This is a genomic window from Ottowia pentelensis, from assembly GCF_964341695.1.
On record NZ_OZ224513.1, the window covers coordinates 2,244,238 to 2,266,056 of the forward strand.

General features: G+C 64.0%; 19 protein-coding genes. 12 read left to right on the forward strand and 7 right to left on the reverse strand.

The window, feature by feature from the left end; translation table 11 throughout:
• The first annotated feature begins 81 nt into the window (after window positions 1-81).
• The 10 genes from ACWHMB_RS10955 (at window position 82) to ACWHMB_RS11000 (ending at window position 7,389) form a co-directional block, all read left to right on the forward strand.
• Complete coding sequence (locus tag ACWHMB_RS10955; RefSeq protein WP_377542819.1) at window positions 82-1,053, forward strand: IS481 family transposase; 972 nt, start codon at window positions 82-84, stop codon at window positions 1,051-1,053.
• A gap of 282 nt (window positions 1,054-1,335) precedes the next feature.
• Entirely contained in the window at window positions 1,336-2,661 is a 1,326-nt protein-coding gene (locus ACWHMB_RS10960; RefSeq protein ID WP_377484621.1) for a tyrosine-type recombinase/integrase, read from the forward strand.
• 22 nt (window positions 2,662-2,683) lie between these two features.
• Entirely contained in the window at window positions 2,684-3,304 is a 621-nt protein-coding gene (locus tag ACWHMB_RS10965; RefSeq protein WP_377484619.1) for a type II toxin-antitoxin system RelE/ParE family toxin, read from the forward strand.
• A 91-nt stretch (window positions 3,305-3,395) separates the two neighbouring features.
• Window positions 3,396-3,725, forward strand: coding sequence for a type II toxin-antitoxin system RelE/ParE family toxin (locus tag ACWHMB_RS10970; RefSeq protein ID WP_377484617.1), 330 nt, complete (start codon window positions 3,396-3,398; stop codon window positions 3,723-3,725).
• Window positions 3,722-4,057, forward strand: a complete 336-nt coding sequence (locus tag ACWHMB_RS10975; protein WP_377484615.1) for a helix-turn-helix domain-containing protein — start codon at window positions 3,722-3,724, stop codon at window positions 4,055-4,057. The genes ACWHMB_RS10970 and ACWHMB_RS10975 overlap by 4 nt, the downstream gene beginning before the upstream one ends.
• 13 nt (window positions 4,058-4,070) lie before the next feature.
• On the forward strand, window positions 4,071-4,379 hold the full coding sequence (locus ACWHMB_RS10980) for a HigA family addiction module antitoxin (RefSeq protein ID WP_377484613.1): 309 nt from the start codon (window positions 4,071-4,073) through the stop codon (window positions 4,377-4,379).
• Window positions 4,380-4,440: 61 nt separating this feature from the next.
• Window positions 4,441-4,662, forward strand: a complete 222-nt coding sequence (locus ACWHMB_RS10985) for a helix-turn-helix domain-containing protein (RefSeq protein ID WP_377484611.1) — start codon at window positions 4,441-4,443, stop codon at window positions 4,660-4,662.
• Between the two features lie 92 nt (window positions 4,663-4,754).
• Window positions 4,755-5,630 (forward strand): hypothetical protein, encoded by an 876-nt coding sequence (locus tag ACWHMB_RS10990; RefSeq protein WP_377484609.1) that lies wholly within the window; start codon window positions 4,755-4,757, stop codon window positions 5,628-5,630.
• 414 nt (window positions 5,631-6,044) lie between these two features.
• Complete coding sequence (locus ACWHMB_RS10995) at window positions 6,045-6,239, forward strand: hypothetical protein (protein ID WP_377484625.1); 195 nt, start codon at window positions 6,045-6,047, stop codon at window positions 6,237-6,239.
• Complete coding sequence (locus tag ACWHMB_RS11000; RefSeq protein ID WP_377484607.1) at window positions 6,229-7,389, forward strand: hypothetical protein; 1,161 nt, start codon at window positions 6,229-6,231, stop codon at window positions 7,387-7,389. The genes ACWHMB_RS10995 and ACWHMB_RS11000 overlap by 11 nt, the downstream gene beginning before the upstream one ends.
• Window positions 7,390-7,935: 546 nt before the next feature.
• On the opposite strand, the gene ACWHMB_RS11005 is transcribed toward ACWHMB_RS11000, so the two are convergent.
• Both ACWHMB_RS11005 and ACWHMB_RS11010 read right to left on the reverse strand, forming a co-directional pair.
• Entirely contained in the window at window positions 7,936-8,562 is a 627-nt protein-coding gene (locus tag ACWHMB_RS11005) for a hypothetical protein (RefSeq protein ID WP_377484605.1), read from the reverse strand.
• Window positions 8,562-8,786, reverse strand: coding sequence for a hypothetical protein (locus ACWHMB_RS11010; protein WP_377484603.1), 225 nt, complete (start codon window positions 8,784-8,786; stop codon window positions 8,562-8,564). Before ACWHMB_RS11010 ends, ACWHMB_RS11005 begins: the two co-directional genes overlap by 1 nt.
• Before the next feature lie 113 nt (window positions 8,787-8,899).
• On the opposite strand from ACWHMB_RS11010, the gene ACWHMB_RS11015 reads away from it, so the two are divergent.
• Both ACWHMB_RS11015 and ACWHMB_RS11020 read left to right on the forward strand, forming a co-directional pair.
• On the forward strand, window positions 8,900-9,139 hold the full coding sequence (locus ACWHMB_RS11015) for an antitoxin (protein ID WP_377484601.1): 240 nt from the start codon (window positions 8,900-8,902) through the stop codon (window positions 9,137-9,139).
• A 13-nt stretch (window positions 9,140-9,152) separates the two neighbouring features.
• On the forward strand, window positions 9,153-9,566 hold the full coding sequence (locus ACWHMB_RS11020) for a type II toxin-antitoxin system VapC family toxin (RefSeq protein WP_377484599.1): 414 nt from the start codon (window positions 9,153-9,155) through the stop codon (window positions 9,564-9,566).
• Between the two features lie 24 nt (window positions 9,567-9,590).
• On the opposite strand, the gene ACWHMB_RS11025 is transcribed toward ACWHMB_RS11020, so the two are convergent.
• The 5 genes from ACWHMB_RS11025 to ACWHMB_RS11045 form a co-directional block, all read right to left on the reverse strand.
• Window positions 9,591-11,690 carry a UvrD-helicase domain-containing protein gene (locus ACWHMB_RS11025; protein ID WP_377484597.1) on the reverse strand — a complete coding sequence of 700 codons (2,100 nt, stop codon included), beginning with the start codon at window positions 11,688-11,690 and terminating at the stop codon, window positions 9,591-9,593.
• A gap of 4 nt (window positions 11,691-11,694) precedes the next feature.
• A complete protein-coding gene (locus ACWHMB_RS11030; RefSeq protein WP_377484595.1) occupies window positions 11,695-18,114 on the reverse strand; it encodes a DEAD/DEAH box helicase in 6,420 nt (2,139 codons plus the stop codon).
• Between the two features lie 52 nt (window positions 18,115-18,166).
• Window positions 18,167-19,069 (reverse strand): nucleotidyl transferase AbiEii/AbiGii toxin family protein, encoded by a 903-nt coding sequence (locus ACWHMB_RS11035; RefSeq protein WP_377484593.1) that lies wholly within the window; start codon window positions 19,067-19,069, stop codon window positions 18,167-18,169.
• Window positions 19,066-19,665, reverse strand: coding sequence for a type IV toxin-antitoxin system AbiEi family antitoxin domain-containing protein (locus ACWHMB_RS11040; protein ID WP_377484591.1), 600 nt, complete (start codon window positions 19,663-19,665; stop codon window positions 19,066-19,068). The genes ACWHMB_RS11035 and ACWHMB_RS11040 overlap by 4 nt, the downstream gene beginning before the upstream one ends.
• Window positions 19,666-19,916: 251 nt before the next feature.
• On the reverse strand, window positions 19,917-21,794 hold the full coding sequence (locus ACWHMB_RS11045) for a hypothetical protein (RefSeq protein ID WP_377484589.1): 1,878 nt from the start codon (window positions 21,792-21,794) through the stop codon (window positions 19,917-19,919).
• Between the last annotated feature and the right edge of the window lie 25 nt (window positions 21,795-21,819).

The following is a 21,819-nucleotide window of genomic DNA, read 5'->3' on the forward strand; positions in this document are numbered from 1 at the left end:
AAACCGCTACCCGCTGTTCATGGCCCGAGCCGTATTGCGGGAGTTGATAGAGTCCTTGCAAGCCACCGGGAGTGCCACGCCATGCTGATAGCCCTGCACAAGAACGCCCGCACGACACCGGCCGTGCGCGCCGAGATCGCGGCCAGCCACGAGACCGCCAGTGTCCTGGCCCAGCGCTTTGGCATCACCGAGCAAACGGTCTACAAGTGGAAGAAGCGCCAGGTCTTTGGGGATCGCTCGCACACGGCCCATCGCCTGCAGACGGTGCTCACGCCGGCGCAAGAGAGCGTGGTGGTGCACCTGCGGCGCACCTTGCTGCTGCCCCTGGATGACCTGCTGGCTGTCACGCGGGAGTTCATTTGCCCCCATGTCTCGCGCTCAGGCCTGGATCGGTGCCTGCGCCGCCATGGCGCGGGCAACCTCAATGCCCTCAAGCCCCAGGAGCCTACCGTGGCCCACAAGGCCTTCAAGAGCTACGAGCCGGGCTATGTGCACATGGATGTGAAGTACCTGCCCCAGATGCAGGATGAGAGCAGTCGGCGCTACCTGTTCGTGGCCATCGACCGGGCCACGCGCTGGGTGTACGTGGCCCTCAAGGCCAACAAGACCGCCGCCAGTGCACAGTCCTTCCTGAAGGCACTGCACAAGGCCTGCCCGATCAAGATCCACAAGCTGCTGACCGACAACGGCAAGGAGTTCACCGATCGCCTGTTTGCCAGCCGCGAGCGCCAGCCCAGCGGCAACCACGAGTTCGATCAGTTGTGCGACGAGTTGGGGATCGAACACCGCCTGACCAAGCCCAGAACGCCCAGGACCAATGGCATGGTGGAGAGGTTCAACGGTCGCATTGCCGACGTGCTCAAGACGCACAGGTTCAACAGCCGCGAGGACATGGAGCAGACCTTGCTGCGTTATGTGGCCCTGTACAACCACCAACTGCCGCAGTCAGCGCTGGGCAGCAAGACGCCTATGCAGACCATGAAGCAGTGGTATCAGGAGAGCCCGCATCTGTTTCACAAGCGACCTTATGATCGTCCGGGATGCGACATGTAGCTTGGTGGGCCCTGTAGGGGTCGAACCTACGACAAACGGATTAAGAGTCCGACAAGATCATCATTTGTGAGTGTTGATTAATATGGATATACCATATATAAATCAACATGTTATAAATTTTATTGGTGATTCGTACAGCCAAAAGTGTTGATTGAAATTCGGTAAAACAGGGGGTTTTTGGCTACACTGTGGCTACACGGCGAACATACGGACTGTTTTCCTTGATCAAAATTCCGTGTAGCCGCGGTGTAGCCAGACCCGGCAGGTTGAGAGGTTCAACAGATGGCGCGACCCAAGAAAACCGACGTCCCGGACACCGCCCAGGCCATGGAATTGAGCGCGGGCGCAATCGAGCGCCTGACTTGCCGCAACGACATCAAAGCTCAAGCATTCTTGCGCGACACCAAAGTCCCAGGCCTACGTGTGCGCGTCACGAACACCGGGCACAAGTCGTTCGTATATGAAGCGAAGCTGAACCGGCAAACCATTCGCCGCACCATCGGCGACGTGCGGACGTGGACGATCGAGCAAGCTCGCACCGAAGCGCGCCGCCTGGCCGTTCTGATTGACGCAGGCATCAACCCCGGCGAGCAAGAGCGCCAACAGCAAGCCGAGCGCGCAGCCAAAAAGGCCACCGCCGCCGCCCAAACTGTGACCGTGGGCGAGGCATGGCTCGCCTACGTTGCCGAGCGCACCCCACGTTGGGGCGAGCGCCACGCACATGACCATGCCGTGTTGACTCGCGCCGGTGGCGAGCCATTCCGCGGCGGCCTGACCGTGGCCGGGCCGCTGCACCCGCTGCTGGCGCTGCCGCTGAAAGAGCTGAGTACCGCAACCATCGAAACATGGGCGCAGCGCGAAGGCCAGCACCGCCCGACATCGGCCCGCCTGGCCTGGCGCCTGCTGCGCGCGTTTTTGAGCTGGTGTGCGGAGCATCCCGACTACAAGACCATCGTGCCAGCGCAAAACCCCGCCAAGAGCCGCCGCGCCCGTGAGGCGCTGGGCAAAGCCGGCGTGAAGTCGGACGCCCTGATGCGCGGACAACTGACCGTCTGGTTCGCCGCCGTGCGCGCCATCGGCAACGCGGGCATATCGGCCTATCTGCAAACCCTGCTGCTGACTGGCGCGCGCCCCGGCGAGCTGCTGGGCCTGCGCTGGGACGACATGAACGTGCAGTGGCATGGCCTGACGATTCGGGACAAGGTGGAGGGCGAGCGCGTCATTCCCCTCACGCCCTACGTGCACCACTTGCTGGCCGGCCTGCCCCGGCGTGGCCGCTACCTGTTTTCGGCCACCGACAAGCCCCTGAGCTATCCGCAGCGCCCGCACGGCAAAGCCTGCGCCGTGGCCGGCGTGGAGGGCCTGACACTGCATGGCCTGCGCCGCTCGTTCAAAAGCCTGAGCGAATGGCTTGAATTGCCCGTGGGTGTGATTGCGCAGATACAAGGCCACAAGCCCAGCGCCACCGCAGAAAAGCACTACACCGTGCGCCCGCTCGATCTGCTGCGCCTGCACCACGAAAAATTCGAGGCGTGGATATTGGAGCAAGCCGGCGTGAAGTTCGACGCCAGCACCGAACCCGGAAAACTGCGGGCCATGACTGCATAACGGTACGTTTTAAGATACCATCATGGAAATCCGCATCTACACCGACAACACTGGGCACGCGCCGTTTGTGCAGTGGGTTGATGGCCTTTCCGACCGCATCGCCCGCGCCAAAATCCGCGCCCGCCTGACACGGGTAGAGGCGGGGAACATGGGCGATTGCAAGCCGCTGCGCGATGGCGTGCAAGAGTTGTGCATCAACCACGGGCCGGGTTATCGCGTGTACCTGAGCAAGCAAGGCCCGGTGCTGGTGCTGCTTCTGTGTGGCAGCGACAAGGGCAGCCAAGAGGCCGAAATCCACCGCGCCATCGGCTATCTGAACGACTGGAAGGAAAGGGGGCAAACCATGAACACGCCGCGCGATGCCAGTCACACAACCTGGCTGACTGAATCGCTGAAAGACCCCCAGGAAGCCGCCGCCTATATCGAGGCCGCTATCGAGCTGGAAGACCCCGCCGCGCTGCTGGTGGCGCTGCGCCACGTTGCCAAGGCGCATGGCATGGCGGAGGTGGCGCGCCGTGCTGACGTAGGGGAGAAATCCCTGTTCCGCGCCCTGAGCGAAAACGGCAACCCGACGATCGCCACGCTGCACAAGGTGTTGCACGCCGTGGGCCTGCGCCTGAGCGTGACGCCTGAGCATGCCTGACTGTTCCGCCCCAGCTGGGCAGGGCAAGCTACAGGCCGTGAAGTGACGTCGGGAACCAACGGAAACATACAAATATCTATATACTTCAGCCATGAAGCCGATTGAGTTTCGGGCTACCGCATTGGATGACTTGAGGGCATTCCCGCCGTCGGCCATGCGCGATGTCGGTTATCAACTGGACAGGGTGCAGCACGGCCTACAGCCCGACGATGCCAAGCCGATGCCTTCGATTGGAAACGGGGCCATGGAGCTTCGCGTCTGGGACGAAGCCGGCACGTTCCGCGTGGTGTACGTCGCCAAGCTGGCCGATGTCGTGTACGTGCTGCACTGCTTCCAGAAGAAGACCCAGCAGACCGCCCAGCGCGATATTGATTTGGCCCGCAAGCGCTTCAAAGCCTTGATGAAGGAGATTGCGACATGACAGACCGCCGCCGATTTGCCAGCGTCTGGGACGCTATCGAGAACACCCCGCAGGAAGCAGCGAGCATGCGTGCACGCTCCGAGTTGATGATGAACCTTGCCGAAACCATCCGGGAGCAGGGCATGACGCAGGCGCAAGCTGCCGAGCTATTCGGGGTGACGCAGCCCCGCGTGTCCGACTTGATGCGCGGGAAGGTGAACCTGTTTTCCTTGGACACCTTGATAGACATGGCCGCAACGGCCGGCATGGGGCCGGTGGTGAAAGTCAGCAAGCCGAAGGTGCCGAAACGGCAGACGGCGCGACGCGCAAAGGTTGCCGTCGCCTGCGCTTGAAGGAGGTGACGGCATGAAGGAGATGATGAACCCGCCCCATCCGGGGCTGACGCTGCGCGATGACGTATTGCCCGAGCTGGGCTTGTCGGTGACGCAAGCCGCCGAACAACTGGGCGTGTCGCGTGTGGCGCTGTCGCGCGTGCTGAATGGCCGCGCCGCCGTGTCGCCAGAAATGGCCTTGCGCATCGAAGCCTGGCTGGGTGCCGAGCGTGGCGGCCGTGCCAGCGTGTGGCTTTCCATGCAGGGGGCTTATGACCTGTGGCAGGCCCGCCAGGCCATCAAGAAAGCGCCGCTGAAAGTCCGCCACGCAGTGGCCGCATGAATGAATCGGCAAGCCCCGCAAGGCCATAGACGCCGCACTGAAACGACTGGAAGCCCCAGGCATGAAAACGCTCAAAACCTTGAAGGCGCAATTGCTGGCAGACCCCGACACCCGCGACGGGTTGACGCAAGCCGATGTGGCTGAGCGCATGGGCACCACGCACAAAATTGTGGCCCGCCTGGAAGGTGGCAAGGCCGCGCCATCCCTGCGCAGCCTGCAACGCTACGCCCAAGCCGTGGGTGCCCGCGCCGTGGTGCGAATCGAGCGCAGTCGAGCAGCGTAACGCGGCTACCCAATTCTCCCAGCCAAACCCGCCGATAGCGAGGCTCCCGGCGACTGGTGGGATCTTCGAGACGAAAGACAAGAGGCTCGCATATGGGGATACCTGCTAAAGAGATCACACTGCCGCCGTCCGATGATGGCTACTACCGCTTCGGCAAGTTGCAGGATTTGATCGCTGACGCTCTCTATCCAAGCGATGACGGGCCGACCGACTATTTGACGCAAGTGGTCATCTGGCGCGAGGACGGCACGGAAGACGGCCAGTATTTGGAGTGCGAGCCGCCAAAAGGTGCTCAGCTCCAAGACTTCTCGCGATCGGATGAGTGGAAGTTAATTGCTGTGCCAGATGAGGAGGCGAGGCGCATCTGGCTGCATGACAGGCACTACATGCAACAACTGGCACACAAGCGGCGCGAGCATTGGCCTGATGGTTCATTGGTTGTGCACAAGAAAACCACTGCGAAGGCAGAAGATCAAGCTTGGCAGTGGGACTCGGAGCGACGCTGGTATTCGGCTCGCCTCACTCAGGCGGCACAGTTGCCTTCCGGCGCACCCGGGCGGCTGCAGGTGGTCGACGGCAGCCGCAACGAGGTGGAGTTCCGGGATGGATCGGCGCTGGCTGACGGGTACGTCCATATCGACTGGTTGAACGCGTGGGGCGAAACCCAGCAGCCCGTCAATGTATTTCACAAGAGCCCCAGCACGACCGTCGAGCCGATCGATGTGTCCGAGCCACCGCCGCTACTGCCTTGGAAGATGCTCGTTCAAGCCATCGCGGCGGAGTTGTGGACAACCTTTCGTGAGGCAGAAGCGAATCCGACCATTGCTGGCATCGTTGATCAGGTGGCAAGGCGCTGCGTGGAGCGCGGCATCAAGACTTCGTCGGGTATCAACCCGACCGCGGCCTATCTACGCGTGCATGTGCTGAGCGCGAAGCACTGGACCCCTCCCGACGACCGGCGCAGGTAGGCTGCACAAGTTGCACAAACCCCTTGTGCAGATTCTGCACAAGCGGACCTCAACACTGGGGAGCCCTTATTCCATGCGGGTTTCCAGCCGGTTTCCTCGATTTGAGGCGGTTCTTGCGGAGCGCCGCTTGTGCATTCAATGATCACTTGTCAATCCAGGTGGAAGTCCACTTGGGGAGACATGGGATCAAACATGAATCACGAGCTCTTCAGCAACACCGAGATGGCCGCGGCGGCGATCGAGGTCATGCGCAGCCTTGGGGTCTGCGGCGCCCACGCCCCAGCCGACGACAGTCCTGCGGACGCTACCGCCGCACTTGCATTTCTGCGCAGCCTCGCGAAAGCTGCGGTCGATGTCGAAGCGCTTGCCGGTCCCGAGACGGCCCCGGCCGAGCGGGGAGCGAACTATCCGCCGCTGAGCGATCTGACCCAGCCTGCGGTGCCCACCGCCCAGGCCGCCCACTACCTCAACCGCCGTCCGCAGACGCTCCGCGGCTGGGCCTGCGCTGAGACCTGGCCCGATGGACTGCGCCCCGTGCGCATCAATGGCCGCCTGGCCTGGCCGGTTGCCGGCATCAAAGCCGTGCTGGGGGTGAGCAATGAGCGTTGATCGTACCCGCCAGCCCGACCCGGTCTTTGACCGCATCCCGCCCGAGCTGGCCATCCGCGACCGCTGGCTGCTGTGGCGTGCCGAGGGTGGCAAGAAGGTGCCCTATCGGGCCGCAGAGCCGCGCAAACGGGCATCCAGCACCGACCCCACCTCCTGGGCCGGGTTTGACGCCACGCGCGCCGCCTACCGCCCTGGACGGGACGCTGGTATCGGCTTTGCCCTGGTGCCCGAAGACGGCCTGACCGTGATCGACATTGACGGCAACACCAGCCCCGAAGCCGTGGGCCTGCTGGAAGACGTCGGCTGTCGGTTCATCGAGACGTCACCCTCGGGCAACGGCCTGCACGGCTGGGGTTTCTTCGCTGGCGAGCTGCCCCGCAAGAAAGGCATCTACCACGGCATCAACGTCGAGATTTACAACGCCGGGCGCTACATGAGCGTGACCGGCAACGCGACCCGCTCAGGCCCATTTTCAGGCCTGCACGGCGTGCTCGATCTGTCGCGCAGCATCGCCAGTTCACCCGCCGAAAAAAAGCCGCCGCCCGCTTGCCCTACACAAGAGACACAAGAATCTCAAGAATCACATGAGACACAGGAATCTCAAGTCATGGGGGGGTTGTGTGGGGGTGTGGAGCCGGCGCGTTTTTTGCCGAAAACGACCGGCAACCGCAACAAGCGGTTGTTCGATCTGGCGCGGCACGTCAAGGCGAACAGGCCCGAGGCGACGAAAGACGAGCTGCGGGCCATCGCCATGCAGTGGCATGAGCTGGCGCTGCCGACCATCGGCACCAAAGCCTTTGCCGAGACCTGGGGCGACTTTTCCCGCGCATGGGAAAACGTCAAGTACCCCGAAGGCGCGCTGCTGGCCAAAATCCTGGACAACCTGGACGGCGACCCCATCCCGCCCATGCCCAGCGGCTACGGCGAGACCGAGGAACGGCTGATTCGTGTGTGCATCCGCCTGCAACAGTACGCCGGCAACGCGCCGTTTTTCCTGAGCGCGCGCAAGGCTGGCGATCTGATCGGCCTGCACTTCACCAACGCCAGCGCCATGCTTTGCGGCCTGGTGGCCGACGGCGTGCTGGAGCTGGTGGAGCGCGGCAAGCGACCCAAGGCGAGCAGCTACCGATTCAAGTGGGGGGCAACCTGAACAGCGCCACAACGATGCAAACCATGGCCGACGCCGCCATCGCCTGGCACCGCGCTAGACTGCGCTGGGGCAAGGCGGCCGAGGGCACGACCTGCGAACTGTTGACCGACCCGTAGCGGATGACGGTGACTGGATGCCGAGCGGCGAATCGGAGTTTGAGCGATGAACGGCGCCCGAATGGATCGAGCAAGACGAGCCGGCAGCGAAGACCACGCCGTGGGATCCTCGCGATTGATGCACGATAGACTCAACCTGCGGGTCAATACCCGGGACCCACGCCATGAACAGCCTCAACCCGTTCGCCTGCCTTGGCGCTGCCGCTGGCCGTGCGCAAACGCTGGAAAGCCATCGCTGGAGGCGGCGCACCGCGCCGGTGCGCGTGCGAACCGTTCGCCGCCACGATGGGCTGCCGGCTTCGCTCAGTCGACGAGCATCGTCAGCTGCCCCATCAGCGCCAGCTCCGCATTCACCGCCCTCGCCAACTTCCGCAGCTGCTGCCGCTGCCCTCCCCTCCAGGCGTTGCGCGCGACCACCTGCCTGCCCTCTTCAGTCCTGGGTCCGGTCGATTGCTCCCACGGCCGCCAGCGCCTGATCAGCTCGGCCTGCCGCTGTCGGCGCTCCATGCTCCAGCCGTTCGCCATCGTGGACCTCCAATAGTTTGTTCGGCGCGGTCCTGGCTTTCTCCGCGCGAGCCCTGCCCTGGCCGTTGTTGACCTGCTGGTGCCCATGGGCGATGTTGGCCTGCCGGATGTAGGGCACGGGGTTTTTGATGGCCGCCAGCGCCTCCACCGTGGCCCGGGCCTGCGACTGGGCCTTGAGCGCCATGCGCAGCAGCATCTCCATATTGGGCAGCATCTGCTGGCGCCCGGCCCGTTCGGCCAGGTTGTGAAACATGCTGTCGAGCGTGATCGCCTGGCTGGCCAGCATGCGTTCGTAGCGGCCCAGATCGCCGGCCACCGCCTCGTCTCCGGCCCGCCTCAGCTCGGCCAGCAGGTCCAGCGCGTCCAGGCCATCACCGGCGCGGGCGTACTGCTGCACGGTGCCGGCAGCCCCTGAGGCGTTGGTCACAAGCCGGGCCAGTTGCTGCGACTTGGTCTCGGCGCCCTCCAGAAGGTCGCTGATGGCCGCGGACGCCGCCGTGGGCGTCGAGCTCTTGGACTTCTTGGCCGGCATCAATCGGTCTCCTTCCAGGTTTCCACCCACGCCTCGATCAACTCACCGATGGTGGTGCGTTCGCGGGCGGCGCGGATCTTCAGGGCCAGGTGCAGGTCGGCCCGGATGTTGGCCGTCAGACGCACGTCGCCCTCGGGCAGTTGCCCCGAGCGGCTGGGGCTGCCCGGGGCGCGGCCGGACGATCCTCCTTGGGGAGCAGGCCTGGCCGCTGAGGGGGATTTCATGCGTCAATTATATGATCATGTACTTACCTATGCGCGATAGGTCTCAGCCCCGCGGGCATTGCAGTCCAGCACTCGATGTATATACTGGATATACAAACCAAAGGCTACCCACCATGCTGCGCACCCGCATCTTCAAAAGCGGCAACTCGCTGGCCGTTCGAATCCCGAAAGAACTGGCGTTTCTGGATCCCACGCAGGACATCGAGATCGAGCGCGTCGGCAATACCCTGGTACTGCGCCCCGTGCAAGAGCAAACCTTGGCCGACCTGCCTGCCATCCTGGCGTCCTTCAGTCCCGACTTCATGGCGGCCGGACGCGAGATGCACGAGCAGGCCGAGCGCGACTGGAACTGAGCGCGCCCCCGCCATGCCCTACCTGCTCGACACCAACATCTGCATCCACCTCATCCAGCGCCAGCCGCAGCAGGTGCTGCAGCGCCTGGCTGCCCTGCGCCAGGGGCAGGCGGTGATGTCGGTCGTCACCTACGCCGAACTGTGCGCCGGACTGGAAATGCAGTCGCGCCACCGCGACCACGATGCGCGGGTGCTGGCCCTGCTCACGCAGCGCATTCCGGTGCTGCCCTTTGCCGAAGCCGCGGCCCAGGCCTACGGCGTGCTGCGTGCCGCCGTGCGCGAGCGCCGCCGCGATGCGCTCGACCGCCTCATCGCTGCGCACGCCATCGCCACCGGTGCCGTGCTCGTCACCAACAACGAAGCCGGCTTTCGCGACTACCCAGGCCTGCAATGGGAAAACTGGGTGCGCGACACCTGTCCGGGCTAAGATGCCTGGCTGCGATTCACCTCATCAAGGGATGGTCACCAGCATCGCCCCGGATCGAGCGCGCGTCAAGGCAACGTAGAGCAGCCGGCGCTGGCTCTGCGTTGCCGCGGCATCCCCCAGATAGCTGCTGGGAGCAATGACGATCACGTTCTCAAACTCAAGTCCCTTCGCTCGATGCATGGTGGCGAAGTGAATCGCATCACGCGCGTCGGCGTGGTTGTTCTGGGCCGAGATGGTTACGCCGATCAATCCAGCATCGCGTAGCAGTGCGGACATCGCCTCCCGATTTTTCTCACTCGACGCGATGACGCAGAATGACGGCGATGTTGGCGAGAAGCTTGCCGACCTTATGCTCTTGATGAATCTGATCGCTTCCTGTGCAGCACCCTCCAAGCCGGAGGCCGAGACGATTTCTGGAGCTGGACCATGTGACAGCGACTTGTAGCGGCGGTTCTCGTCATGGCCGTCATCCAGGTCATCGATTTCACAGCCCTCGAGCAGTGCCACGGCCTGTCGGCGAATCTCATCGGTGGTGCGGTAGTTGAGGTACAGCTTCCTGGAGCGCCCCCTGATCTCGATACCGCACTTGCTCATGGCTGCGCGATTTCGGCTGTAGATGCGCTGGTGGCCGTCGCCGACGAAGAACAGGTCATTGGTGCCGGCGGGAACCATCGCCCTGATCAGCTTCAAGGCCTGCGGTCCGAAGTCCTGCGTCTCGTCAATGACGACGGCGCTGTAGTCCGGCGTCCTCGTCTCGACGCCGAGCAACTCCGCTACTTCACGGTACGCGTCATCGACCTCCTTGAGCTTGCGGGAGCTGAGCTGACCCCTGTATTCCTCGAACACTGGCCAGATGGCATCTCGCTTGGCGCGGCTGAGCAGGGTGCCGCGCCCTGTTCTCCGTGCCGTCCGGTAGTCGTCCAGCGTGGATATTCCCTGAGCAAGAACGACTTGCTCGAGCTCCTCCTGGTAGAAATTGTCCGGCAGCTCCAGCCTGGTGTCCCGCACCGCCATGGCAGCTTCCCATGCCTGCTGCGCGCCGTCCTGCTTGCGGTCGTAGACGATCCGATGCTCCAGCTTGTGCGCCCTCATGAAACCATGCACCCACGCATCCAGATTCCTGACCTCGACCTTTTCCAGCGTCTCTCTGCTGCACAGCGTCCTCAGGTTCTGCTCGATATCGTTTGCCAGGTTGCGCGTGAAAGTTGTGAAGAGCACCTTTCTGCCCGCTGGCGTTCGGTGTTCGGCAAGCCACTTGGCACGGTGCATGGCCACCACCGTCTTGCCGGTGCCTGCGCCGCCCAGCACGCGGACCGGACCACTCCGGTCGCCGTTCACCAGCTTGGACTGCGTCGGATGAAGAAACACACGCCACTGCTCCAACGGCGCGCTCATGATGGCGACCATGGCCTCGTCGCCGTCGACGATGACGAACCGTGATCGCGATTCCGGCGTCTCCAGTGCCGTGGCGAAGTCACCGGTGTCCACCGTCCTGTCAACGCGCGTTTCTCGTGCCTCCAGAACCTGGTTCACGGTATCGCCGGCAGCCACCAGGAAAAGGCCTTCGTAGGCTTCCACGGGCAACCGCGCCTGCATGGCGTCCAGCTGCGTCTCGGAAGCAATGTCGCGCACCGATCCGACCAGGTCCTCTGGAACACCCAGGCTCATCAGATCACGATCATCCAGTGCCTTGAACAGTGGCCTTTCGGTTTCAGCTGAAGCAGCGGTTGCAGGCTCTGCGGCGGGCAGGGCCCTGGCAGCGGCCGCCTCCTCGTTGACGCTCTCCAAGGTCACCAGCTGCATGGCACCCGTGACCGGATTGATCGTCAGCTTGCGGTTCTCCGCCCACCGGTAGGCCTGGTCGTGGTGGTCGACGTGAAGCAGCACATACACGTCGCCCTGAGATGGCTTGAAGACGATCCCGCGCCAGTCTCGATCAATGCGAACCGACTTCAGGTTCGGGTCGCGCGCGCCATGGATGCTCTCGTAGTTGATCCCGGCGCTGGTCGGGTCCGATTGAAACAGGATTGCCCATCGCATGACCTTGGTCTGGACGGTGACCGCCAGTTTCGCCAGCTGCAGCAAGAAGTCCTGCGACAGCGCCACCTTTGGCTTCAAGCTCATCTCGTTATCCTTCCTTGTTCTGCTTCAGTGAGAGTCCCAATCGTTCGGCAATTCGCTTCTGCCATGGCTGGCCGCCTATCGACGCCAAAGACTCGTCCAGCGTCTCGACGCTCCAGCCAGCGGCCAGCCACACGGTGGTCAGATCGGCCTGGTCGGCTCGCAGCAGCGCAAGCTTCTCCGCACCCCAACACAACTCCGCGTCTGCCACGACCTGGCCCCGGTCATCTGCCAACTCCATGCCCACCGCGGGAGGCAACGCACCCGCACTGGCCAGCTGCTGCAATCCATCCGACATCCCGCCAAGGCAGTGCTCGAGCACCTGTTGCCACGCGCCGCCCAATGCGGTCTCATGCGCAGGCATCCCCGACGTCGCCGGGTCGTGCCCGATCTGGCCCAGCGCGTCATAGTCATGTGCATCCAGCCCAGCGGCGCTTGCCATCAGGGCGCCCGGCAGAAACTGAGCGGTATTGAAGAAATGCAGCCACTGACGCCACGCCGAATGCAACACCGCCTCGGGTTGGTCGCCGTCGTCCAGCACGACCGCGCTCGGGGCCGACCATCCTGCCGCGGCGGGCAAACCCTTGGCCAGCATCATCGGCCACCATCCCGCAACGCTCACCGGCGCGTCCTGGCGCGACATGACGTGGGCGAAGCCTGGTCCCGGCTCCCGGATATAGAACGGCACGCGGGGCAGCCATGCGGCGTGCTGCGCCACCGCCGCGCGCTTGTCGTTTTCGGACGAAGGAACCATCAGGAACGTCGCCCATGCCGCGTTGCCTTGCATCGCAACCACCGCCGGATCCGCGTCACCGTCGTCGGGGCTGATGGATAGCCAATGAAGCAGTCGCGCGATGGCGTGCTGCGTGAAGGCTTTTTCCTGCGCTCTCGGCACACCCGGTGACGCACGGTCACCGCCATGACGGGACAGCGCGACCAACGGTGACTCGAGGTCGGTATCCAGCTTGCCATCCAGCGCCGCTGACACATCCTGATGGGTGATGGACCAGACCCAGAATCTCCCGGCTGCCAGGATTGCGCTGCGTTTCAGGGCGTCTTCGCGAATCGTGCTCTTGTGATAGGCCCAGCCATCGCAAAACACCGCTACTGGGCGACGCCGCGATGTGGCAGCCCAGGGCCAGATCACGAAGTCGGGCTTGCTCCACACCTGGACCTGATGCTCATCGCCCAGACTCACCTGGGATTGAACGCGATAGCGCTGGTCACCAACCTGCAGCATGAATCCCGATTTGCCATGCACGATGTCCTGCACCAGCTTGATAGGCGGCAAACCAGCGGCCCCGCCCAGCTTCTTCAGGCTTTCGATGAACCGCCTCTCCAGGACCGAGTCGAAGTTGGGATTGATGTAGATGTCAGAGATCGTCGGCACCCGCTCGATCGAGCCCAGCGAACCCACCAGGTCGGACAGCACGTCCCTGGCGGTGTTGCGCGAGACCAGCTCCATGCTCCGGCCCAGGCGGTACTGATAGAGACAGCGGTAGCAGCCATCTTTCTCTGGATCCTCGTTGCAAGGGCAGGCGTTCAATGCCGCGAGTGCCATTGTCAACACATCGCCCAGCGTACCGGCATCGTGCGCCAGCAACTGGTGCAGATAGCCCGTGCCACCCGGCACCGAGTCGTACAGCATCACGTAGTGCTTGCGGGGCCCACCGTCCTTGCCGGGCTGGTCCTGCAACACCATGCGCAGATGGTCTACCTTGCCGCCGAAGCGGCGCTTCAGGCCCAGCTGCACCGCGGCCATGAACGACTGGACCACCCGCTCGTCGACCCCGTTCTTCGTGTAAGGCACCAGGATGCGCAGCGCTTCGGATTCGAATTCGCGGTACAGGTAGAGGCACTGCAGCAGGTTGCCCGGATCGCTGCTGCCCCGCTTCGAGCAATCGAAGCTGTGGGTCTGCTCCCCGGCTTCCGCGTTCCTTCGTGGTGGCTTTTGCACCATGCCGCAATGTCTGCACAGACGAAAGCCGGGGCGCTGCGCCTCCTTGTCGGCCACCTTGAACACCTCGCCAGTTTTGGCCAGCTCGCCAAAATTGACGTCGCGGAAGGTCACGCGCGAAATGAACTCGAAGCCGAACGCCGCCCCACCCAGCGGCAGTTGCCATGCCTCGCGGATGTTCGACGGATCGAAGTCCGCCATCAGCTGACGCACGTAGTACTTCGGCTCACGGTCTTCGGAACTGTCGTCGATGCGGACTTCCGTGTCGTTGCTGTTGGCAATCGCCTGCCGAAAGCGCAACAGCGTTTGGCGTTGTCCGGCGTCCGCCCACATGCCGTCGCCACACCGCGGGCAGGTCGCATGCACGTCCGGCGCTTTGGCCAGGTTCTGCATGTGGTGGCAGCTGGGGCAGAAGCGCCACTCTTCGGTCTGCGCCAGATTCATGTTGATCTGGTCCACCTCCACCCGCCGCTGGTTGGCGTAGAAGCGGTTCTCCGGCGCGAACTCCGACAAGGCCGAGTGCGCAGGACGCTCGTACTTCTGCGTCGCCAGCGTCACGTAGTCCCCCTGCCCCGGGACGTCGTCGCTGGCGCGCTTGCGCCACAGCACCGACTTCAGCTGAATACCCGCTTCCGGGAAAGCGTAGTTGGGGATCAGGCCGGCATCGGTCAGGGTGTTGAGCAGATCGCGGCCGTTGATCTCGGCGATCAGCTCCAGCATCTTGCCTCGCTCGCGCTGCAGCTTGCTGATCTCTTCCTGCGTCGCCTCGTCCTGGGGCTGCTGCTGGAGCCTGCCCCTGGCCGCATCCAACTCGTCCTTGCGCTTCTTGTAGGTGCGGCGCTCTTCGACAAGCTCCTCCAGGGCTTTCGTCAACCGGGTTCGCAGGCCGTCTGCTTCGCCCTGACCCTGCATGAAGTCCAGCAAGCGCTGACGCACGGTCTCATCCATGTCGGCGCCCAGCATGTCGACGAAGCTGTCGAACAGGCGCTGCTCGTGTGTCAGTACATGCTCGCTGAAGACGTGCGGGAAGCGGTCAAGCCTGGCTTGTTCGACGGCGTCGAGCGCGCTCGAGGTCTTGTCGGGCAAGGCGCTGTCGCTGCCGAGACTGGAAACCCAGTCGTCCATGCAGAAGGCAAACAGCTGGCGGCGCAGCACCTCAGCCGCTTGCAGGAAGACGCCGGGCGGGGCCACCTCGCCGGCCATCATTTCCTCGGTCTCGGCGAAGAAGTAGAGGTCGTGCGGGCTGTTGCCATCGGCCAGCGTGGTCGTCATCGCGTTGCCGTCGCGGCGGCCCGCCCGCCCCATGCGCTGCAGAAAGCTGGCCTGACTCGGCGGCACAGAACACAACAGCACCGACGACAGATCGCCGATGTCCACGCCCATCTCCAGCGTGGGTGTCGCTGAAAGCAGGTTCTCGTACCAGGGCTCGGGGCGCTTGCTCTTGAAGCGCTCTTCCAGGGCCTCGCGTTCGGGCCGCGCGAGCAATCCCGTATGCTCGGCGGCAATCACGCGTCGCAGATCGCCGCGACTGAATCGGCTCCTCCACCAGTCCGCAGCGTCGGGGATCAGCTGCTCATACAGGGATTCGACGGCATCCAGGCAAGGCATGCCAAGAAGTTGTTCGGCGTCCTGGCGCGGCACGACCAGCCGGCGCTTGCTGCCCCTGGTCGTCATGAAGATCACATCCGTGTCGACCTGCAGGGTGTCCGGGTTGATTGCCAGCGTGTCGCCCTGGTGGTGCGGGGTTTTCAGCAGGATGCCAGCCGCGAGCAAGGCATCGAACGCGGCGCGATACAGCTCGGGCGTCGCCCCTGTCGGCAGCAGCACCTGCTGGCCCAGGGTGGCATCAGCCCAGCGGTCATACCAGTTCTTCCGATGGCCGGCGCCCAGCTTGTCGAAGCCGCGCCGCGTTCCCAGCGTGAGCAGGACCGGGTGCGGGCTGTAGTCGCCCATGGCGGGCATCCATTCAGCACGGCCGCCGCCCTTGGCCAGGTGCCACACATCGCCGTCGGCGGCGTAGGTGCCGAACTCGGCATGCATGACGCCTCCACGGCGCCGCATGTGCGTCAGCATGCCCCAAAGCCACTGGGTCAGAACGCGAATGTCCAGGCCCCGCAGTCCGAAGTGTTCGTGAAGCGCGGGTAACAAACCAACCGCGACCGGCTCCAGCCGCGTCCAGGGCACGCTCAGGGTGAGTTTGCCGACCCGCTCCAGCGTCCGGCCGCGTTGGCTCAGATAGGTCAGGTCGGCAAACAACTGCCACAGCACGCGCTTTTTGACCCTCTGAGGCAGGCGCGAGTCCGCCGGCAGGTGTCCTTTCTGCTGCAGCTCGACCGACCAGTGGCGCTGCCAGGTCATGTTCGGCGCAATGAATTCGGCCACCAGCGTTGCCGGCGGCAGATTCAGCACCGACCCCGGTGCGTCGAATCGCTGCTCCGCCTGCTTCAAAAACGCTGCCCAGGACATGCGCGACACCCCAAGCTCGTCCAGCACATGGGCCCATGCCGTGCGCACGTTGTTCAGCCAGGTGCGAGCGCCAAAGAAGCCCGCGCGATGCGCCGCATCCTGCACCGAATCGGAGAAGGCGATCAGCTTCTTGTCGTCGTTGAAGATGCTGGCCCAGCTGGCCTCCACCACCTGCGAGCCCAGGGTGGCGTTGCGCGCACCCAGCAGCAGCAACTGGCCGCGCTCGCCGCAGCTCGGGCAGGTGTCGTCGTGCCTGGTGTACTGGGCGTTGCCGGTCACGCTCGTGCGCTGCGCCGTGACGCGAAAGACCGGCAACAGCTCCTGGTGCGCGCAGGCCAGGCACGATTCGCCGCCCTGCTGGATGTTGCCGCACGCCACGCAGGCCAATTGGCTCACGCCCTCCACATGGGCCTTCGTCACGCTTTGCGCGGCGTACAGCCTGGTCGCTTCGGGCCGGCGCGAAAACCAGGTGTTGTAGATCTCGTCCAGCTTGGTCGACAGTTTGTTGCTGCCGGGCACCAGGCGCGACAGCCAGCCTGTCGTGCGGCACTGGCTGCACTGCACCAGCGGCAGGTACACGCCATCGCGCTCGCCGGGCAGATCGCGCTCGCTGCGCAGGCGCACTTCGGCCGGATCGGTGGACAACCTGGCCACCATGCGCCGCAACTCCCTGGCCCAAAGCTGAACGCGCAGCATGACCAGAGGTTGATTGCCCTCCCGCAGCGCCCAGGCCACCAGCACCAGCAACGCGTCCAGCACGCGTGCCACCTGGGCCCGGGTCGCCGCCGGCATGTTGCGGGCAAAGGCATCCTCGAGCGCCTGGTAGCCGACCACGCCCCCCTTCATGATGCGCAGCAGGTTCACGAACAGCTGGTGGCTCTTGAGCTGACTTCCAAGCGCCATGCGCCACGCTGTGTCGTTGACATGGGTATCGACTGCCGGCTGCGGCAGCCCCGGAAAGAACACCCCGAACCACGCCCGCACCGCAGCCTGCGGCGAATCGTGCCCGGCCGCATCCAGCACCTCATCCAGCCCGGGTTGCCAGATGAACATGTGATCGACCGTGGCGTTGTCCAGAAAGCTGTCGACCGACAGGCGGCTCTCCGTCACCACCGACTCGGGTGCAAACGGCACCCCAAACACCTGGCGGGCGTACTCGCGCAGCGGTGCCGTGTCGGACGTGCCCCCCAGCGTGGCCGAAGTGCCGGCGCAGATCAGGTGGCTGGCGTCGACCTTCAGGCGCGCCCGCAGGCGGCGCAAAAGCAGCGCCAGGTCGGTGCCCTGCGCGCCGTCGAAGGTATGCAGCTCATCCACCACCACATAACGCAAGGTGGTCGGCGTATTGCTGGCCCACAGCTTGCGATCCTTCGGGCGCAGCATCAGGTAGTCCAGCATCTTGTAGTTGGTCAGCAGGATGTCGGGCGGTTGCCTGCGCAGCGTGTCGCGGTCGGTGATCACCCCGGTGGGCGTCATATACATGCCTTCGCCGGGTTTGCCGGTGGCGCCGCCCACGTACAGGCCGACCCGCAGGCCGGCAAACGCCGGCGTCTGAGCAATCAGCGCGGCCATGCGCCGTGCCTGGTCGGTGGCCAGGGCGTTCATGGGGTAGATGACCAGCGCCTTCACCCCCGCCTCGCCAGCGGTCCGGGCACGGGCGCAATGGTCGAGCACCGGGTACAAAAAGCACTCCGTCTTGCCGCTACCCGTGCCGGTGGCCACCAGGGTGCTCAGACCCTGGCGCTGACTCAACAGCCGCTCCCAGGCCTGCTCCTGATGACGGAAGCCGGGGTACGTGGTCTCGAACGCTTCAAAGAACGCCCTGCCGCTTTGGCCCGCCTCGAAGGGCAGGCCCACCTGCACATACGGGCCCTTCAGCCAGGCCGCCTCATCATCGACAAAGCGGCGCATCAAGCCGTGGTGGAAAGCGTCAGCGGGCTCGAAGGCGGAAACCAGAAACTGTTTCAACGCCGCGTGGATATCGTTGGCAAGCAGGGATGGGAGCATGAGAAGCGGTTTTATCAGTACGGCTGGCGCGCGTTCATGGCTGGCACGCGCGTCAGGCCCAGCGCAAGGATTCAGGGTGCCAGGTGGCCGTCGCTTGACTCCTGATGGCCGCCACCTGCGTCGGCGGCCACAGCAGATCATGAAGCAACGCAACGGTGTCACCCAGACTGGCGGCGTCGATGCGGTTCTTGCTCAAAAAGGCCTGCCACTGCCGCAGCTTGGCGGCGTCTGCGCTGAACTGCGTGGTCAAGGCCAATGGGCGCTCGATAGGCAGTGCCGTCTGGCGCCGGGCAAACGTGGCGGCAATGGCTGCAGCCAGCGTGGCGCCATCCAGCTGCGTGCGCCGCGCAATCACCGCCAGGTCGAAAAAATCCTTCATGCGGCTGTTGGCCTGCCCCAGCATCACCATGGCCTGGTACTTCTCGGCAACCACGGTATAGACCGGATAGACCCGCAGCGTCGGGGCCCGAAAGTCGCCCAGCAAGGTGGGATACGTCACGGTCAGCGGCCCCGGCGTCACCGCGTCGCCAAAGCCCACGTCGATCTGCAGCGCGCAGCGCGCCGAGCCGATGCGTGCCACCAGCGTGATGCGTGTGCCGCCGTAGCTGTTGTCCTCGCGAATGGCCTGCACCTTCACCGATTCGGGGTCGAAAACGATGCCGTCCCCCAGATCGATGGCGGCGACTTCGCGGAAGGTGGCCATCAGGTTCGCCTCATCGTCGGGGCCAAAGCCCAGCAGGTCGGCATCGCGCGTCGGGCGGTGCGGCGCGTCGTACCACAGCGCAAACAGCATCGCCCCCTTGAGCAAAAAGCGCTCGGCGTGCCGGGACACGCTGATGCGAGCCAGCAGGCGCTCCATCGCGAAGCGGTTGAGCAGCAGGCTGTAGTCGTCGCCCCGCTGCTTGGCCAGCGTCAGCAGCCGGGCCAGGATGGACGCCGGGAGATTCGCGCTCACTGCGTCACCGCCTCCAGGTAGGGCTGCATGACCCGCTCGACGCGATTGATTTTGGCAAAGTGGCTCAGCTCGTCCATGGTGACCTTGCGGCTGCGCCAGGCATCTTTCAGCGCTTCCAGCGCCACGTCCAGCCCGATCTTGTTGCGGAACTTGAAGCAGTCCGTCACCGTCTTGGCGGCGCTGTACACGCGGATCGGCGCGCCGTGGTTGGTCACCGTCAGCACACCTTCGCTGTACGCGGTCCCACGCAGGCGCGTGATGCGCAGCGGCGGGTAGCCTGGCATTGGCGCCTGCGTACCCTCCGGCAGCGCAATCCACACCTGATGCGGCAGTTGCGTGCCGATCTCATGCCACTGCAGCGCGCTCAGCAGGCACAGCACCGCCTTGGGCACGCGCTGGCACACCTCGATCAGCGTCTGGTGCTCGGTCAGCTCGGCGTCGGGCAGCCCGTACAAACCGCGCCCCAGCCGCTGCAGCCTGCCCGCCTGGTGCAGCCGGATCAAAAGCTGCGGCGACCAGCCATGCTCGCGCACATCCGCCGCGCGCAGCACGCGCAGCTGCCGGGCCAGCTCGAGGATGTGATCGGATTGGCTCATGGGTGCAGGAGTTTAGTAATCACATTACTTTTTTTCAAATAGTGTGACTTTCATTCGAGATGAGCGTTGTGCACCTACCAGTCCATGGCGACAGTGAAAAACAATGATCGAAATGCGATTCCAACTCTTCTGCAATAAATGCCAAAGACAAGGACACCCATGCCACAGTGCCTTGCGAGGTCCACGGCATTCTTCACGCTCTATCGCCTCAGCGCGGCCAGCCAGAAACCAAGACCGAGCATGTCGTCACATCAGCAGGCGTCCTTGTCAATGTAACGGTCGGACCAGGCTTGTTGAGCCACCTCAATACTTGGCATGGGCGGCGCCTGAATCACGCTATCGAGATTCAGTCGACTAAGGCCATACGCAACAGAGAGTCGGTCGAAATACGCCTGATCGGAACTCTCGCAAAAAAGGTCCTCCGGAAAGCCCAGCAGCCACGGTTCGGCACTCAGCCAGGTACACCCCGGCATGCGGCCAATCTCATCGTTGATCCGCTCATAGAACCGCATTCGTGAACCACCGCCGCAGACGAAAATGGGCACGCCGGTCAGAGCCTCCTTCGGCAGGAGCGACTCCTTCCAGGCGCGCCACATGGTCTGACCACGCACTTGATTCATCACCTGCTGCTGGAAAAATTCTTCGTCCGGCGACGACGGGCTCGGCATCTTGTCGACGGATACGCCCTTGAAGTAATCCCGATAGGTGACGGGCGGCGCAAGCTCCATGTCCGTGGCGAATTTGGTAGCAGAAAGTTGCTCGAGAAGGCCTGCCGCCTGTGGATTGCCAGCCAGCATCCGCTCCCACCAGTTCACCCGATGAGCATGCAGGTTGGCAACGCCCAATGGTTGAACAACGGCGGTAAAAAATTCGAAGCTCCACATGCCCCGCTTGGGCGGCAGCACCCGAAACAGTGCAGAGTCGATGGTGCCCGCGCCGACGTCGACCATGACAAAACGGTTGGCCGCCTTGCGGTCAAATCGCTGCGACACCACAAAGCCGTATATCTGCGCCGCGATCTCGGGCAACACATTCACCTCAAGATCAAGGGCTTCCGGCGTTAGGTTGTCGTGCAACGCCCTGCGCACTCGCCCGGACGTAACCGCCCCCCGTTGGCCCGCCACATGCCAGGCCGCGCAAACCATGCGTTGCAGCAGTGGCGCCATGACGTTGTTGAGCACCGTGGTGGACGGCAGACCAATCGCCACCCGCCAGGCAATCCGTGCCCGCCGATACACGGACGCGTTGCGCTTGAACAGCCAGGCCCGCACACTGCGCAGCACCAATGCGAAGAATGCGACAACACGCTCCCGGTGCGCCAGCGAATCGGGGTGACCCAGCAGACCCAGCTTGAGATCACGGTGCACCACTGTGCCGCCAACGAGCGAATACGCGCGCTCATCCGACGCCAGGTTTGGCTCCACCCCACGCTCATACACGCGACTCGGCAACAAATAGGCGTCAAAAGTGTCGGTCGCACACAGCGGCACCGCGAGCGACTGCTCCAGCGATGCGTCGGTCACCACCACCTTGACAGTCGACGTGCCGAAATCCAGGCCGATGGTCACATCGTGCACGTCCACCGCCGCGGACGGGGCCAGCTGAACTATCGGGTCCAGGGTCCCTCCGTGATTTGCCGCAGCCCGCGGCGTATCGGGGTAATGCTCAACCAGACACCGTGCGTTCGGGAACACTTCGGCAACACGGGCTGAGACAGGCAGCGACGTCGAGACCGTAGGCGGTGGAGCAACCGTGTGCGACAGTGCAGAACCCAGCACCTCACGTCGCGCGCCGACATGCACCTTGTCCGGCACACGCACCGAGGCAGGCGCCGGCTTCGCCACCTTGTTGTTAGGCCCCTTGTGCCGATGCTTCGGATTGCGAGGCTGCGAGGGCCCGTACGTTACGGGAACCACCCGGACCTCCCCACTCGAAGTCCGTGCCAACACCGCCTTGCGGCCCCGTTTCAGCTCCGGATCCGTTCGACTGGCCTGGACAGACTCGGCGTCATCCTCATTGCGAATTTGTCCCGGCCGAGCAGCATCAACGCCCGGGGGATTGTCGATCGGACCACTCGCTGGCAGGTCTTGTCCTGCCGCTACCAACGCCGACCACAGCGCATCCCTCATCGATGGCATCTATCACGCCTCCTGG

What these genes read in the sequence shown, in the direction of transcription:
- ACWHMB_RS10960 (WP_377484621.1), top strand. Translation starts at nt 1,336, where the DNA reads ATGGCGCGACCCAAGAAAACCGACGTCCCGGACACCGCCCAGGCCATG.
- ACWHMB_RS11025 (WP_377484597.1), bottom strand. Translation starts at nt 11,690, where the DNA reads ATGAGCTTGAAGCCAAAGGTGGCGCTGTCGCAGGACTTCTTGCTGCAG.
- ACWHMB_RS11040 (WP_377484591.1), bottom strand. Translation starts at nt 19,665, where the DNA reads ATGAGCCAATCCGATCACATCCTCGAGCTGGCCCGGCAGCTGCGCGTG.
- ACWHMB_RS11030 (WP_377484595.1), bottom strand. Translation starts at nt 18,114, where the DNA reads ATGCTCCCATCCCTGCTTGCCAACGATATCCACGCGGCGTTGAAACAG.
- ACWHMB_RS10985 (WP_377484611.1), top strand. Translation starts at nt 4,441, where the DNA reads ATGAAAACGCTCAAAACCTTGAAGGCGCAATTGCTGGCAGACCCCGAC.
- ACWHMB_RS10965 (WP_377484619.1), top strand. Translation starts at nt 2,684, where the DNA reads ATGGAAATCCGCATCTACACCGACAACACTGGGCACGCGCCGTTTGTG.
- ACWHMB_RS11045 (WP_377484589.1), bottom strand. Translation starts at nt 21,794, where the DNA reads ATGAGGGATGCGCTGTGGTCGGCGTTGGTAGCGGCAGGACAAGACCTG.
- ACWHMB_RS10980 (WP_377484613.1), top strand. Translation starts at nt 4,071, where the DNA reads ATGAAGGAGATGATGAACCCGCCCCATCCGGGGCTGACGCTGCGCGAT.
- ACWHMB_RS11000 (WP_377484607.1), top strand. Translation starts at nt 6,229, where the DNA reads ATGAGCGTTGATCGTACCCGCCAGCCCGACCCGGTCTTTGACCGCATC.
- ACWHMB_RS10990 (WP_377484609.1), top strand. Translation starts at nt 4,755, where the DNA reads ATGGGGATACCTGCTAAAGAGATCACACTGCCGCCGTCCGATGATGGC.
- ACWHMB_RS10975 (WP_377484615.1), top strand. Translation starts at nt 3,722, where the DNA reads ATGACAGACCGCCGCCGATTTGCCAGCGTCTGGGACGCTATCGAGAAC.
- ACWHMB_RS11005 (WP_377484605.1), bottom strand. Translation starts at nt 8,562, where the DNA reads ATGCCGGCCAAGAAGTCCAAGAGCTCGACGCCCACGGCGGCGTCCGCG.
- ACWHMB_RS10970 (WP_377484617.1), top strand. Translation starts at nt 3,396, where the DNA reads ATGAAGCCGATTGAGTTTCGGGCTACCGCATTGGATGACTTGAGGGCA.
- ACWHMB_RS11010 (WP_377484603.1), bottom strand. Translation starts at nt 8,786, where the DNA reads ATGAAATCCCCCTCAGCGGCCAGGCCTGCTCCCCAAGGAGGATCGTCC.
- ACWHMB_RS11015 (WP_377484601.1), top strand. Translation starts at nt 8,900, where the DNA reads ATGCTGCGCACCCGCATCTTCAAAAGCGGCAACTCGCTGGCCGTTCGA.
- ACWHMB_RS11020 (WP_377484599.1), top strand. Translation starts at nt 9,153, where the DNA reads ATGCCCTACCTGCTCGACACCAACATCTGCATCCACCTCATCCAGCGC.
- ACWHMB_RS10955 (WP_377542819.1), top strand. Translation starts at nt 82, where the DNA reads ATGCTGATAGCCCTGCACAAGAACGCCCGCACGACACCGGCCGTGCGC.